15 protein-coding genes are annotated in these 12,513 nt (G+C 63.8%); 11 read left to right on the forward strand and 4 right to left on the reverse strand.

Annotated features, from left to right (window positions below):
- Positions 1-11: 11 nt before the first annotated feature.
- Positions 12-593 (reverse strand): LabA-like NYN domain-containing protein, encoded by a 582-nt coding sequence (locus tag DPM33_RS04025; RefSeq protein WP_042637844.1) that lies wholly within the window; start codon positions 591-593, stop codon positions 12-14.
- A gap of 303 nt (positions 594-896) precedes the next feature.
- Between DPM33_RS04025 and rpoZ the strand changes: the two genes are divergently transcribed.
- The 4 genes from rpoZ (at position 897) to DPM33_RS04045 (ending at position 4,947) form a co-directional block, all read left to right on the forward strand.
- Positions 897-1,298, forward strand: a complete 402-nt coding sequence (rpoZ, locus tag DPM33_RS04030; protein WP_112095731.1) for a DNA-directed RNA polymerase subunit omega — start codon at positions 897-899, stop codon at positions 1,296-1,298.
- Between the two features lie 262 nt (positions 1,299-1,560).
- Positions 1,561-3,792, forward strand: coding sequence for a RelA/SpoT family protein (locus DPM33_RS04035; protein WP_112095733.1), 2,232 nt, complete (start codon positions 1,561-1,563; stop codon positions 3,790-3,792).
- A 120-nt stretch (positions 3,793-3,912) separates the two neighbouring features.
- On the forward strand, positions 3,913-4,491 hold the full coding sequence (gene pyrE, locus DPM33_RS04040; RefSeq protein ID WP_112095734.1) for an orotate phosphoribosyltransferase: 579 nt from the start codon (positions 3,913-3,915) through the stop codon (positions 4,489-4,491).
- Positions 4,492-4,566: 75 nt separating this feature from the next.
- The gene (locus DPM33_RS04045; RefSeq protein ID WP_112095736.1) at positions 4,567-4,947 is read left to right on the forward strand and encodes a VOC family protein; all 381 of its coding nucleotides are present in this window, start codon (positions 4,567-4,569) and stop codon (positions 4,945-4,947) included.
- Positions 4,948-4,959: 12 nt separating this feature from the next.
- Here DPM33_RS04045 and DPM33_RS04050 read toward each other — a convergent pair whose 3' ends face one another.
- Complete coding sequence (locus tag DPM33_RS04050) at positions 4,960-5,475, reverse strand: GNAT family N-acetyltransferase (RefSeq protein ID WP_112095738.1); 516 nt, start codon at positions 5,473-5,475, stop codon at positions 4,960-4,962.
- A 212-nt stretch (positions 5,476-5,687) separates the two neighbouring features.
- Here DPM33_RS04050 and DPM33_RS04055 point away from each other — a divergent pair, with 212 nt between their 5' ends.
- The 6 genes from DPM33_RS04055 (at position 5,688) to DPM33_RS04080 (ending at position 10,139) form a co-directional block, all read left to right on the forward strand.
- Complete coding sequence (locus DPM33_RS04055) at positions 5,688-6,275, forward strand: DUF2062 domain-containing protein (protein ID WP_112095740.1); 588 nt, start codon at positions 5,688-5,690, stop codon at positions 6,273-6,275.
- Positions 6,272-6,685, forward strand: a complete 414-nt coding sequence (gene acpS, locus DPM33_RS04060) for a holo-ACP synthase (protein WP_041009542.1) — start codon at positions 6,272-6,274, stop codon at positions 6,683-6,685. The genes DPM33_RS04055 and acpS overlap by 4 nt, the downstream gene beginning before the upstream one ends.
- Before the next feature lie 79 nt (positions 6,686-6,764).
- Complete coding sequence (lepB, locus tag DPM33_RS04065; protein ID WP_112095741.1) at positions 6,765-7,514, forward strand: signal peptidase I; 750 nt, start codon at positions 6,765-6,767, stop codon at positions 7,512-7,514.
- On the forward strand, positions 7,501-8,235 hold the full coding sequence (gene rnc, locus DPM33_RS04070) for a ribonuclease III (protein ID WP_425373470.1): 735 nt from the start codon (positions 7,501-7,503) through the stop codon (positions 8,233-8,235). The genes lepB and rnc overlap by 14 nt, the downstream gene beginning before the upstream one ends.
- A complete protein-coding gene (gene era / locus DPM33_RS04075) occupies positions 8,220-9,152 on the forward strand; it encodes a GTPase Era (protein WP_112095746.1) in 933 nt (310 codons plus the stop codon). The genes rnc and era overlap by 16 nt, the downstream gene beginning before the upstream one ends.
- A gap of 93 nt (positions 9,153-9,245) precedes the next feature.
- Positions 9,246-10,139, forward strand: coding sequence for an aminoglycoside phosphotransferase family protein (locus tag DPM33_RS04080; RefSeq protein WP_112095748.1), 894 nt, complete (start codon positions 9,246-9,248; stop codon positions 10,137-10,139).
- 5 nt (positions 10,140-10,144) lie between these two features.
- Here DPM33_RS04080 and DPM33_RS04085 read toward each other — a convergent pair whose 3' ends face one another.
- Positions 10,145-10,903 carry a CPBP family intramembrane glutamic endopeptidase gene (locus DPM33_RS04085; protein ID WP_245441984.1) on the reverse strand — a complete coding sequence of 253 codons (759 nt, stop codon included), beginning with the start codon at positions 10,901-10,903 and terminating at the stop codon, positions 10,145-10,147.
- A 294-nt stretch (positions 10,904-11,197) separates the two neighbouring features.
- On the opposite strand from DPM33_RS04085, the gene recO reads away from it, so the two are divergent.
- Positions 11,198-11,956, forward strand: coding sequence for a DNA repair protein RecO (gene recO / locus DPM33_RS04090; protein ID WP_112095753.1), 759 nt, complete (start codon positions 11,198-11,200; stop codon positions 11,954-11,956).
- 12 nt (positions 11,957-11,968) lie between these two features.
- Here recO and DPM33_RS04095 read toward each other — a convergent pair whose 3' ends face one another.
- Positions 11,969-12,433 (reverse strand): NUDIX hydrolase, encoded by a 465-nt coding sequence (locus tag DPM33_RS04095; RefSeq protein WP_112095755.1) that lies wholly within the window; start codon positions 12,431-12,433, stop codon positions 11,969-11,971.
- Positions 12,434-12,513 lie beyond the last annotated feature (80 nt).

The following is a 12,513-nucleotide window of genomic DNA, read 5'->3' on the forward strand; positions in this document are numbered from 1 at the left end:
GCCACCGTCCGTCAATAATCGTCCTCGTCGACTTCGGCCGGTTCCGGCCGGCGCGCCGGCCGTTCCGACGGGTCACGGCCGACTTCGCTCTTCAGCGTCATCAGGTCGATGAAATGATCGGCCTGGCGGCGCAGGTCGTCCGAGATCATCGGCGGCTGCGAAGCCATGGTCGAGATGATCGACACCTTGCGGCCGCGCCGCTGCAGTGCCTCGACCAGCGTGCGGAAGTCACCGTCGCCGGAGAAGATGACATAGTGGTCGACGACGTCGGCAAGCTCAAGCGCATCGACGGTGAGCTCGATATCCATATTGCCCTTGATCTTGCGGCGTCCGGTCGAGTCGGTGAATTCCTTGGCGGGCTTGGTCACCACCTTGAAGCCATTATAGTCGAGCCAGTCGATCAGTGGCCGGATCGACGAATATTCCTGATCCTCGACGAGCGCGGTGTAATAATAGGCGCGCAAGAGATAGCCGCGCTTCTGGAAACTCGACAGAAGCTTGCGGTAGTCGATGTCGAAGCCCAGCGCGCGCGACGTGGCGTAGAGATTGGCGCCGTCGATGAAAAGAGCGATCTTTTCACGGGGATCGAACATCGAAAAACATTCCTTTCGAAAATTTCTGTCGTCTAAAAGCGTCTGACGAATAGGTCCGACAAATGGTCCTTGCTGCCGTCACATCCGAGATAACGCGCAATTTGTGGATATCCAAGGGCACGGCCCGCATTGCAAGCAATTGTGATCGCGACTATGTGAGCAGTCTGATGGCGTGGCGCGATGATGAGCCGGGCAACGGCCCACAAAGCTGACGCCGCCGCCATAAAGCTTGTATTTCGGCCGCGCCCGCGTTATGGAGCGCGCCAGCTTTCCATCAAATCCATCGCATGAAAGGGGCAGTCCATGGCCCGCGTAACCGTTGAAGATTGCATCGACAAGGTCGACAACCGATTTGAACTCGTGCTGCTCGCTGGCCACCGCGCCCGCCAGATCAGCCAGGGCGCGCAGATCACCGTCCCGCGCGACAATGACAAGAACCCGGTCATCGCGCTGCGCGAGATCGCCGACGAGACGCTGTCTCCCGACGACCTCAAGGAAGATCTGATCCACTCGCTGCAGAAGCATGTCGAGGTCGACGAGCCGGAAGCCGAGGGCGAGGCGATCGCCGATCAGACCGGCGCGACCGCCGTTGCCGCCGACACCGACGACGCCGAGGAGAACGTCACTTTCGACCGCATGAGCGAGGAAGATCTGCTCGCCGGCATCGAAGGTCTGGTACCGCCGGAAAAGAGCGACGATTACTAAGAGCTTTTGATAATTCTACGCAGCCGGTCGCCTGGCGCGGTTTTCTGCGCTTCCGGTGCTCACGGACCTGAACGTCCGCTCCGCTCCGGTTCTCGAAAACCACACCATACGACTCGGCTGAGCGAATTCTAAAAAGCTCTTATCGGAACTTGCCTGGATCAAGCATCGGGCACTTCCGTCTCGTAAGTTTCGTGGCTATCTATGGGATGCGTCGCACCTTGGTGCGGCGCATCAATCATTTCAGCACCGCGAGATTCCGCCCATGATGCGTCAGTATGAGCTTGTCGAGCGCGTCCAGCGCTACAAGCCTGACGTCAACGAGGCGCTGCTCAACAAGGCCTACGTCTATGCCATGCAGAAGCATGGCCACCAGAAGCGCGCCTCGGGCGATCCCTATTTCTCGCATCCGCTCGAAGTCGCCGCCATCCTCACCGACATGCACATGGACGAGGCGACCATCGCCGTCGCCCTGCTGCATGACACGATCGAGGACACGACCGCGACGCGCGCCGAGATCGACGAATTGTTCGGTCCGGAAATGGGCAAGCTGGTCGAGGGCCTGACCAAGCTGAAAAAACTCGATCTCGTCTCCAAGAAGGCGGAGCAGGCGGAGAACCTGCGCAAGCTTCTGCTCGCGATCTCCGAGGATATTCGCGTCCTTCTGGTCAAGCTCGCCGACCGCCTGCACAACATGCGCACGCTCGACCATATGCCCGAGTCCAAGCGCCTGCGCATCGCCGAGGAGACGATGGACATCTACGCGCCTTTGGCCGGGCGCATGGGCATGCAAGGCATGCGCGAGGAACTGGAGGAAATCGCCTTCCGCTACATCAATCCGGAGGCCTATCGCGCCGTTACCGCAAGGCTTGCCGAGATTTTCGAGCGCAACAAGGGCGTCCTGCAGGAGATCGAGACGGCGCTGTCGGGCCTGTTCGAAAAGCATTCCATCAAGGCGAGCGTGAAGAGCCGGCAGAAGAAGCCATGGTCGGTGTTCCGCAAGATGGAGGCCAAGGCGCTCTCCTTCGAGCAGCTCTCCGACATTTTCGGCTTCCGCGTCGTTGTCGATTCCGTCGACGACTGCTATCGCGCGCTCGGCGCCATCCACACAACCTGGTCGATGGTGCCCGGCCGGTTCAAGGACTACATCTCGACGCCGAAGCAGAACGACTATCGTTCCATCCACACCACCATCGTCGGCCCGTCGCGCCAGCGCGTCGAATTGCAGATCCGCACCAGGGAGATGAACAAGATCGCCGAATACGGCGTCGCCGCGCATTCGATCTACAAGGACAGCGGCGGTAAGATGAACGGCGCCGGCCACGCGATCTCCAAGGAGACCAACGCCTATGCCTGGCTGCGGCGCACCATCGAGCAGCTGGCCGAAGGCGACAATCCGGAGGATTTCCTCGAGAACACCAAGCTGGAGCTGTTCCAGGACCAGGTGTTCTGCTTCACGCCCAAGGGCATGCTGATCGCGCTGCCGCGCGGCGCCACGCCGATCGACTTCGCCTATGCCGTCCACACCGATGTCGGCGACACCTGCGTCGGCGCCAAGGTCAATGGCCGCATCATGCCGCTGATGACGGAATTGAAGAACGGCGACGAGGTCGAGATCATCCGCTCCAAGGCGCAGGTGCCGCCCGCCGCCTGGGAATCGGTCGTGGTCACCGGCAAGGCGCGCGCCGCCATCCGCCGCGCCACCAAGAATGCGATCCGCAAGCAATATTCCGGCCTCGGCGCTCGCATCCTCGAACGCGCTTTTGAGCGCGCCGGCAAGACCTTCACCAAGGAAAGCCTGAAGCCGGTTCTGCACCGGCTGGCGCGCAAGGACATCGAGGACGTGCTGGCTTCGGTCGGTCGCGGCGAGCTGAGCTCGACCGATGTCATGAAAGCGGTCTTCCCCGACTACAAGGACGAGCGCGTCACCGTCGCGGCGCCCAAGCAGCGCGAGGAGGGTTGGTCGAAGATCCGCAACGCCGCCGGCATGCTGTTCCAGATGCCCGGCACGCGCGCCGCGCGCAAGGACAAGAACCAGCCGCGCGACGGCGCCGTGCCGATCCGTGGCGTGCGCGGTGACCTGCCGGTGCGCTTTGCGCCGGAAGGCGCCGTGCCCGGCGATCGCATCGTCGGCATCATCCAGCCGGGAACCGGCATCACCATCTATCCGATCCAGTCGCCGGCGCTGCAGGCCTTCGACGACCAGCCCGAGCGCTGGATCGACGTGCGTTGGGACATCGACGAACGCACCAAGGAGCGGTTTCCGGCGCGCATCTCGGTCACCGCCATCAACGCGCCGGGGTCGCTGGCCGACATCGCCCAGGTCGTCGCGTCCAACGACGCCAACATCCACACGCTGTCGATGATACGCACCGCGCCCGATTTCACCGAGATGCTGATCGACCTCGAGGTCTGGGATCTGAAGCATCTCAACCGGCTGTTGTCGCAGCTCAAGGACAATTCGAGCGTCAGCGATGCGCGGCGTGTGAATGGATGAACGGTAGTGAATAGTGAATAGTGAATAGTGAATAGTGAATAGTGAATAGTGAATAGAAGGTTGCTCTCACTACCATTCACCATTCACCATTCACCACTCGCCAGGGTACGGAGCGAACAAATGAACACCGACGAAGTGCTGGGCATTTTTCGCGAGGCCGGCGCTGTTCTCGAAGGGCATTTCATCCTGACCTCCGGCCTGCGCAGCCCGGTCTTCCTGCAGAAGGCGCGCGTCTTCATGCATGCCGACAAGACCGAGCGCCTGTGCAAGGCGCTGGCCGAAAAGATCCGACAGGCGGTGCCCGGCAGGATCGACTATGTCGTCGGCCCGGCCATTGGCGGCCTGATCCCGGCCTATGAAACCTCGCGCCATCTCGGCGCGCCGGCGATCTGGGTCGAGCGGGAAGGGGGCGAGTTCCGGCTGCGCCGCTTCGAGATCGCCGAGGGCTCGCGCGTCGTCATCGTCGAGGACATCGTCACCACCGGCCTGTCGATCCGCGAGACGATCGATTGCCTGCGCGAGATCGGCGCCGAGGTGGTGGCGGCCGCCTGCATCATCGACCGCTCGGCCGGAAAGACCGATGTCGGCGTGCCGCTGATCGCGCTCGCCGAATATGAGGTGCCGGCCTACCCGGCCGACCGCTTGCCGCCCGAACTTGCCGCCATTCCGGCCGTCAAGCCTGGCAGCCGCAACATCTGATGTCGTGATGTGCAAAAACAAGCACTTGAGCGCGTCGCTTGAATCTCTTCGCCAGCGGCATGTGTCGAGATCGCGGTGATAGCAGGCATCGACCATTTCGTGCTGACGGTCCGCTCGGTTGAGGCGACCTGCGCCTTCTACGAGCGTGTGCTCGGCATGCGGCGGCTCGGACAACCGAGCCGGCCGACAGCGCTTCTGTTCGGCTCGCAGAAGATCAACCTGTACGAAGCCGGCCGCACTTTCGAACCGAAGGCGAAGACGCCGACGCCGGGTTCCGGCGATTTCTGCCTCGTGGCGGCGGTACCGCTTGCCGAAGTCCAGGCCAGTCTCGAAGCCAATGGCGTGGCGATCGAAGTCGGTCCCGTCGAGCGCATCGGCGCGCGCGGCGCGATGATGTCGGTCTATTTCCGCGATCCCGATGGCAATCTGGTCGAGGTCAGCGAATACCTGAAGTAGCCCTCGACAGGCTTATCTGAGATCGAGCCGCATCGCGCAGCGCTGATCCGCAGGCATGCCGTGCTCGGCCTCGTTGCTGAGCAGGTTTGCGAGCCGTTCTCCGATCTCTGCGCCTTCGAGCACGCGAAATCCGAACTTGCGATAGAAAGGCGCGTTCCAGGCGACGTAGCGAAAAGTGGTCAAGGTCACCGCGGCCAGGCCGCGCTGCCTGCCGCCCTCGATCGTTTGTTCAAGCAAAGCCCGGCCGATGCCGGAGCCCTGCCGGTCGAGGCGCACGTCCAGTTCCCAGATGTGTAGTGCATCGCCCTCTATCCCGGCGCTCAGGAAGCCGACCGGCTGGTCATGGTCGTCTGCGGCAACCCAGCACGCGCCTTGCGTGATCAGCGCGCGATGCCGCTCCGCGCTGATATTCTCTCCATCGGCGAGCCACGCCAGTTCCGGGATGGCGCGGAACGCCAGTCCGGCGGACTGTTCGATTCGCGGCAGTGCCTCGGCTTCCTCGGCTCGCGCCGGTCGAATGGTGATCATCAGCTCCGCATCCCGGTTGTTTTCCTCAGTTTCGCCGGAATGACGGTGTTGTTACACCTGCGGCAGACCATCGCGGTGGCGTTTCGTTGTTACGCGGCCTGGCTGTCTCTATATCAAAGTCTTATTGCCTTTCTGCGCCCTCGGAGCGCAAGATGTGTTGGCGCGACCCGGTGGGCAGGGGCAGCGCGTGTTGGACCGGGAACTGGAACAGAGTGCTTTTTCGACGCCGAGAGCCTGATGGCCTCATTGAGCGGGTGCGTACTTATCTATGGCCGCGCCGCTCGTTTTCGCGTTCCGTGCAGTATTTCTCCAAACGCATCCTGCGGCTGAAGGCGACGCCGCATTCGGTCGCCGCCGGCGTCGCCGCGGGCGTCTTTGCCTCATTCTTTCCGCTTGGCTTCCACTTCATCGTCGCCGCCGTGCTGTGCTGGATAATCGCCGGCAATCTGGTCGCGGCGGCGCTCGGCGCCGTGTTCTTCGGCAACCCGCTGACCTTCCCGCTGCTGTGGGGCGCGTCCTGGGAAACCGGCAAGCTCATCCTGCATGAGCGCCTGCCGAAGCACGGGCCGCCTGAGCATCTTGGTGAAATGATGCACAAGCTCTCCTTCGCCAAGTTGTGGCACCCCGTCCTGGAGCCGATGCTGATCGGCGCGGTGCCGCTCGGTCTGATCTTCGGGCTCCTATTCTACGCCGTCACGCGCTGGGGCATGACCGTGTTTCGCGAGCAGCGCAAGAAGCGCATGGCCGAGCGCGCCGAAAAGAAGGCGCGGCAGGGCGGACGGGAAGTGCCGGCGGAATGATCATCGGCATCGGCAGCGATCTCATCGACATCAGACGTATAGAGAAATCGCTGGAGCGGCACGGACAGCGCTTCGTCCAGCGTATCTATACCGAGGTCGAGCAGGCCAAATCGGAAAAGCGCGCTGCCCGCGCCGCGTCCTATGCCAAGCGCTTCGCCGCCAAGGAAGCCTGCGCCAAGGCGCTGGGCACCGGCATGGCCGAGGGCGTGTTCTGGCGCGACATGGGCGTGGTCAACCTTCCGAGCGGCGCGCCGACCATGGCGCTGACCGGCGGCGCCGCCGCCAGGCTGGAGAAAATCCTGCCGAAAGGCCACCGTGCGCTGATCCATCTCACCATCACCGACGATTTTCCGCTTGCTCAAGCCTTTGTGATCATCGAGGCAGTGCCCGCCGAACAAGCGCCACATTGATTCCATCTGACCACGAGCGGCACGACGTTGCTCAGCGCGCGCCGAGACTCTATACCAACATCGCACAATCGAGGACGACATGAGCGTGGCTGAAAAATCGCAGAAGAAATCCGGCGGGCTTGGCGAAACGCTATCCGTCATCATCCAGGCGCTGCTGCTCGCGCTCGTCATCCGCACACTGCTCTTCCAGCCTTTCTCCATTCCGTCCGGCTCGATGCGGCCGACGCTGCTCGAAGGCGACTATCTCTTCGTCACCAAGTGGGCCTATGGCTATTCGCGCTATTCGCTGCCGTTCGGGCCCGACCTGTTCTCGGGCCGTATCTGGGGCTCGGAGCCCAAGCGCGGCGACGTCGTGGTGTTCAAGTTCCCGCCGGATCCATCCATCGACTATATCAAGCGCGTCGTCGGCCTGCCCGGCGACAAGATCCAAATGAAGAACGGTCAGCTCTTCATCAACGGCGAGGGCGTGCCGCGCGTGAAGACCGGCCAGATCGAAAATCCCGATATCACCGAAGTGCCCCAGCCCGTCGACGTCTACCGCGAGACGCTGCCCAACGGCGTCAGCTACGACACGCTCGACCTGTCGCCCGACTCGATCACCGACAACACACGTGAATTCGATGTTCCGCCCGGGCACTATTTCATGATGGGCGACAACCGCGACAACTCCTCCGACAGCCGCCTCAGCGTCGGCTACGTGCCGGCGGAAAATCTTGTCGGCCGCGCCAACATCATCTTCTTCTCGATCGCCGGCAAGGCGAGCCCGCTCGAGGTCTGGAAGTGGCCGTCGCTGATGCGCGTCGGGCGCCTGTTCAATTTCGTCCACTAAGGTCATGGCGGCCAGCAAGCGTTTGACCGCCGATGCCCTTGCCGAAGCGCTTGCCCCGCGCACCGGCCACGTCTTCGCCGACCGCCAGCGCCTGCAGCGGGCGCTCACCCATGCCAGCGCGCGCTCGAGCCATGCCGGCGTCGACTACGAGCGTTTCGAATTCCTGGGCGACCGCGTCCTCGGTCTCATCGTCGCCGACATGCTGCTCGTTGCCTTCCCCGATGCCGCCGAGGGCGAGCTTTCGCTGCGCCTCAACGCGCTGGTCAATGCCGAGGCGCTGTCGGAAATCGCCGAGGAGATCGGTCTGCCGGAACTGGTCCGCGCCGGCTCCGACGTGCGCAACCTCGAAGGCCGCAAGCGCACCAATCTGCGCGCCGACGCGCTGGAATCGTTGATTGCCGTGCTCTATCTGGATGGTGGCCTTGAGACTGCCCGCGCGTTCATCCACCGCTACTGGCAGCCGCGCTCGCAGGCCATAGGTGCTGCCCGCCGCGACGCCAAGACCGAATTGCAGGAATGGGCGCATCAGGCAGCCGCCGGCGCCGCGCCGGCCTACCGCGTCGATGGCCGCGAGGGGCCGGACCACGATCCGCTGTTCACCGTCAGCGTCAAGGTCGGCGCTTTCGCTCCGGCAACCGGCAGCGGCCGCTCCAAGCGCGAGGCCGAGCAGGCCGCGGCGGCTACTCTTTTGCTGCGCGAAGGCGTATGGAGCGCGGCATGACAGAAATTGAAAACCCTGAAGCACCCGCGACGCGCTCCGGTTTCGTCGCCCTGATCGGCGCGCCCAATGCCGGCAAGTCGACGCTGGTCAACCAACTGGTCGGCGCCAAGGTGTCGATCGTCACCCACAAGGTGCAGACCACCCGCGCCATCGTGCGCGGCATCGCCACGCATGACAGCGCGCAGATCGTCTTCGTCGACACGCCCGGCATCTTCAAGCCGAAGCGGCGGCTGGACACCGCGATGGTGACCACTGCCTGGGGCGGCGCCAAGGATGCCGATGTCGTCGTGCTTTTGATCGACGCCGAGCGTGGCATCAGGGGCGATGCCGATGCCATCCTCGACCGGCTGAAGGACGTCCGCCAGCCGATGCTGCTCGTCCTCAACAAGGTCGATCGCGTCAAGCCGGAAACGCTTTTGGCGCTGGCCGCGGCCGCGAACGAACGCGTGCCGTTCAAGCGCACCTTCATGGTGTCGGCGCTGACCGGTTCCGGCTGCAAGGACCTGCTCGACTATCTCGCCGAGGCGTTGCCCGCCGGCCCCTGGTACTATCCGGAGGACCAGATCTCGGACCTGCCGATGCGCCAGCTCGCTGCCGAGATCACCCGCGAAAAGCTTTATCTGCGGCTGCATCAGGAGCTTCCCTATTCCTCGCATATCGAAACCGAGAAATGGGAAGAGAAGAAGGACGGCTCGGTGCGCATCGAGCAGGTCATCTATGTCGAACGCGACAGCCAGAAGAAGATCGTGCTCGGCCACAAGGGCGAGACGATCCGCGCCATCGGCCAGGCCGCGCGCACCGAGATCGCCGAGATACTCGAGCAGAAGGTGCACCTCTTCCTGTTCGTCAAGGTGCGCGAGAATTGGGGCGACGACCCCGAGCGCTATCGCGAGATGGGGCTGGAGTTTCCCCATTGATGCATGTCGCCCAAAAAATGTGAAGCGGTTTTGGGATGACGACATGCAAATTGATGCTTGTCGCGTAGAAGATCCCGGCAACGGGTCCGCGGCATGCACAATCCAGGGATAACCATCGACACCGCTCTCGTGCGCCGGCTGGTCGACGTGCAGTTTCCGCGATGGCGGCATCTCCCGGTCAGCCCGGTCGCCTTCGGCGGCTGGGACAACCGCACCTTCCATCTCGGCGATGCGATGACGGTGCGGCTGCCGAGCGCTGAGCCTTATGCGATGCAGGTCGAGAAGGAACAGCGCTGGCTGCCGAGACTCGCGCCGCTGCTGCCGCTGCCCATTCCGACACCGGTGGCCTGGGGCGAGCCGGCCGAGGGCTATCCGTGGCATTGGTCGGTCTACCGCTGGATCGAGGGCGATACCGCCAGGAACGGGCGCATTGCCGATCTCAATTCTTTCGCGGTCGCGCTCGCCGATTTCCTCGTCGCGTTGAGAGGCATCGATGCGACGGATGGACCTGCGCCCGGCCAGCATAATTTCTACCGCGGCGGACCGCTGAGCGTCTATGACGGCGAGGCGAGGCAAGCGATCGACGCGCTCGAAGGCCGCATCGACACGCAGGCCGCCACCACTGTCTGGGAAGGAGCGCTTGCCGCCACCTGGCACGGTTCGCCGGTGTGGTTCCATGGCGACGTCGCCTCTGGCAATCTGCTGGTCGAGGACGGCCGCTTGAGCGCCGTCATCGATTTCGGCACGTCCGGCGTCGGCGACCCATCCTGCGACCTCGCCATCACCTGGACCTTCTTCGAGGGCGACAGCCGCGAAGCCTTTCGCGCCCGCATTGCGGTGGACGACGCGACCTGGGCGCGCGGCCGCGGCTGGGCGCTGTGGAAGGCGCTGATCACCGTCGCCGGACATGACGCCAACCAGGCCGAGGCCGAAAGGCAGCGTCAGGTGATCGAGGAGGTGCTCGCCGATCATCGGAAATTTGCTTGATGGGCTCAGGCGACGGCAAGCCGCGCCCCCGGCCGGCGCACGAAGCTTTCGGTGCCGTAATAGGCAACGATCGCGGAGGCGATGATCGCCCAGATCGCGACGCCGATCCACTGCTGCTGCACATAGTCGCCGTCGACGAACGCCTTGCCGAGGAAGCGCACGCTGTTCTGGTGTGTGACATGCATCAGGATGGCGAGAAGCACGCTGCCGGTGTTCTGATAGAGCCACGTGAAGACGATTGCCGCCAGCACGACATTGATCGTGCCGTAGAGCGAGAGGTCGCCGACAAGGCCGAGCGGGAAGTGCCAGATGGCCCAGATCGCGCCGAGGATCAGGCTGGCGGCGAGTGCCGAATGGTTGGCCAGCAGGCGAGGGGTCGCAAAGCCGCGCCAACCGGGCTCCTCGCCGAGCGGGCCGCTGAAGACCGCATAGAGCGCGACGATCGGCAGGATTTCGGAGAAAGCCGGGATATTGCCCCAGGCCGGCGGCGCCGAGCCGAACAGCGGATTGATCAGGATCGAGGCGAGCTGCGCTCCGAACGGCAGGCCGAAGGCAACGAGATACCAGATCGGCCGAACGCGCCATTTCACCATCGAGGCCAGGATGGCCTTCACCGCGCTCCAGCCGCCGGCAAGTGCGGCGACGATGAAGCCCGAGACCGCCGGTCCGAAGGTGAACCAGGGAATGCTCTCGCCATGCGACAGATAGAAGGGGATGAACGCCAGCCATGTCAGGCCGAGCGCCAGCGCAAAGAAAAAGGTCAACCGGTGCTTCCACACCAAGTCCAGGAAGGAGCTCATGTCGAATCTCTGGTCGGGCCATGGTTGCGAAAGGTCGCCCGCCCGCGAGGTCGACGCTTCGGGAAAGGCCGGCCGAACCCGTTCGGCGGTCTGCGCCGGCCATCCATCCGGTCAACGCGTCTGTATCTGGCGCCTTCGTCGCCCGGAAATCCCGAACGCTTTCTGAGAAAATTCCGATATTTTGGTGTGGCAGCAGTCTCGCCGCCTGTGCCCGGCCAATCTTGATTTCGCCGCGCAACGGGTGAAAAGCTCAAGTCTATGGAATGGCGCGACGAGGGGATCGTTCTCGGCACTCGCAGACATGGCGAAACCAGCGCCATCCTCGAGGTGATGACGCGCGCCCATGGCCGCCACCTCGGCCTGGTGCGGGGAGGGCGCTCGCGCAAGCAGCAGCCCGTGCTGCAGGCCGGCAACCGTGTCGACCTTCTGTGGCGGGCACGGCTCGACGAGCATCTCGGTGTCTTCCAGGCCGAGGCGATCGAGATGAACGCCGCGCGGCTGATGGACAGCGCCGTCGCCGTCTACGGCCTGCAGACCATGGCCGCGCATCTCAGGCTTCTGCCCGAGCGCGACGCTCATGGCGGCCTCTATGAGGCGCTTGCCGTAATGATCTCCCATCTGGACGATGCCGACGCTGCGGGCGAGCTGGTGGCACGCTTCGAACTGCTGATCCTCGACGAGCTGGGCTTCGGCCTCGACCTCAGCCAATGCGCGGCGACCGGCACGCGGCAGGATCTGGCCTATGTCTCGCCGAAATCCGGACGCGCGGTCTCGCGCGCGGCGGGTGCGGCTTGGCACGACAAGATGCTGGCGCTGCCGGCTTTCCTGCAACGCGGCTCCGGTCTGCGCGCCGATGCGGCGGCACTGGAAGATGCCTTCCGGCTCAGCGGCTTCTTCTTCACCCGCCATGTCTACGAGCCGCGCGGCCTCGAGCCGCCCGACGCCCGCGCCGGCTTCCTGGCCGCGCTGCGCCGGCATCATGCGGCGACGAAGGCGATTGCGAGTGAGGCAGGGTAGCAGGAAAGGCGCTTAATCCGAGCCGCGCCGCTCCAGGAAATGGTCGAGCATGGGGCGCTGGCCTTTGAGGATCTTGAGGCCGGCTTTGGGAGGTGAAAACCAGCCGGCCCGATCCACTTCGGGAAACGCCTTCATGCTTCCCGATTTCGGCGGCCACTCCATGGTGAACATGTTGCTCTTGATGGCGTTCGCGTCGACATCGGCCTCGACGCTCCACGCAATGACGATTTTTCCGCCCGGCTGCTTGTAGCTGCCGAGCGGCTCGAAATCGCCCGCGATGGCGACGCCAAGCTCTTCTTCGGCCTCGCGCTTGGCGGCTTCGAGTTCGTCCTCCTCATCGCCGATCAGCCCCTTCGGGATCGACCACGCGCCCTCATCCTTTCGCGCCCAGAACGGCCCGCCCGGATGGACCAGCAGAAATTCGAAATCACCGGCGATGCGCCGGTAAATCAGCAGGCCAGCGCTTCGCTGCGGCATTCGAGATTCCCATGGCATTTCTTGTGAACGCGTGAAGATAGCACGAGTATTTCGCGACAGGCGCCAGGCAATCTCGCAGG

The sequence above is a fragment of the Mesorhizobium hawassense genome (assembly GCF_003289945.1).
GTDB lineage: Bacteria > Pseudomonadota > Alphaproteobacteria > Rhizobiales > Rhizobiaceae > Mesorhizobium > Mesorhizobium hawassense.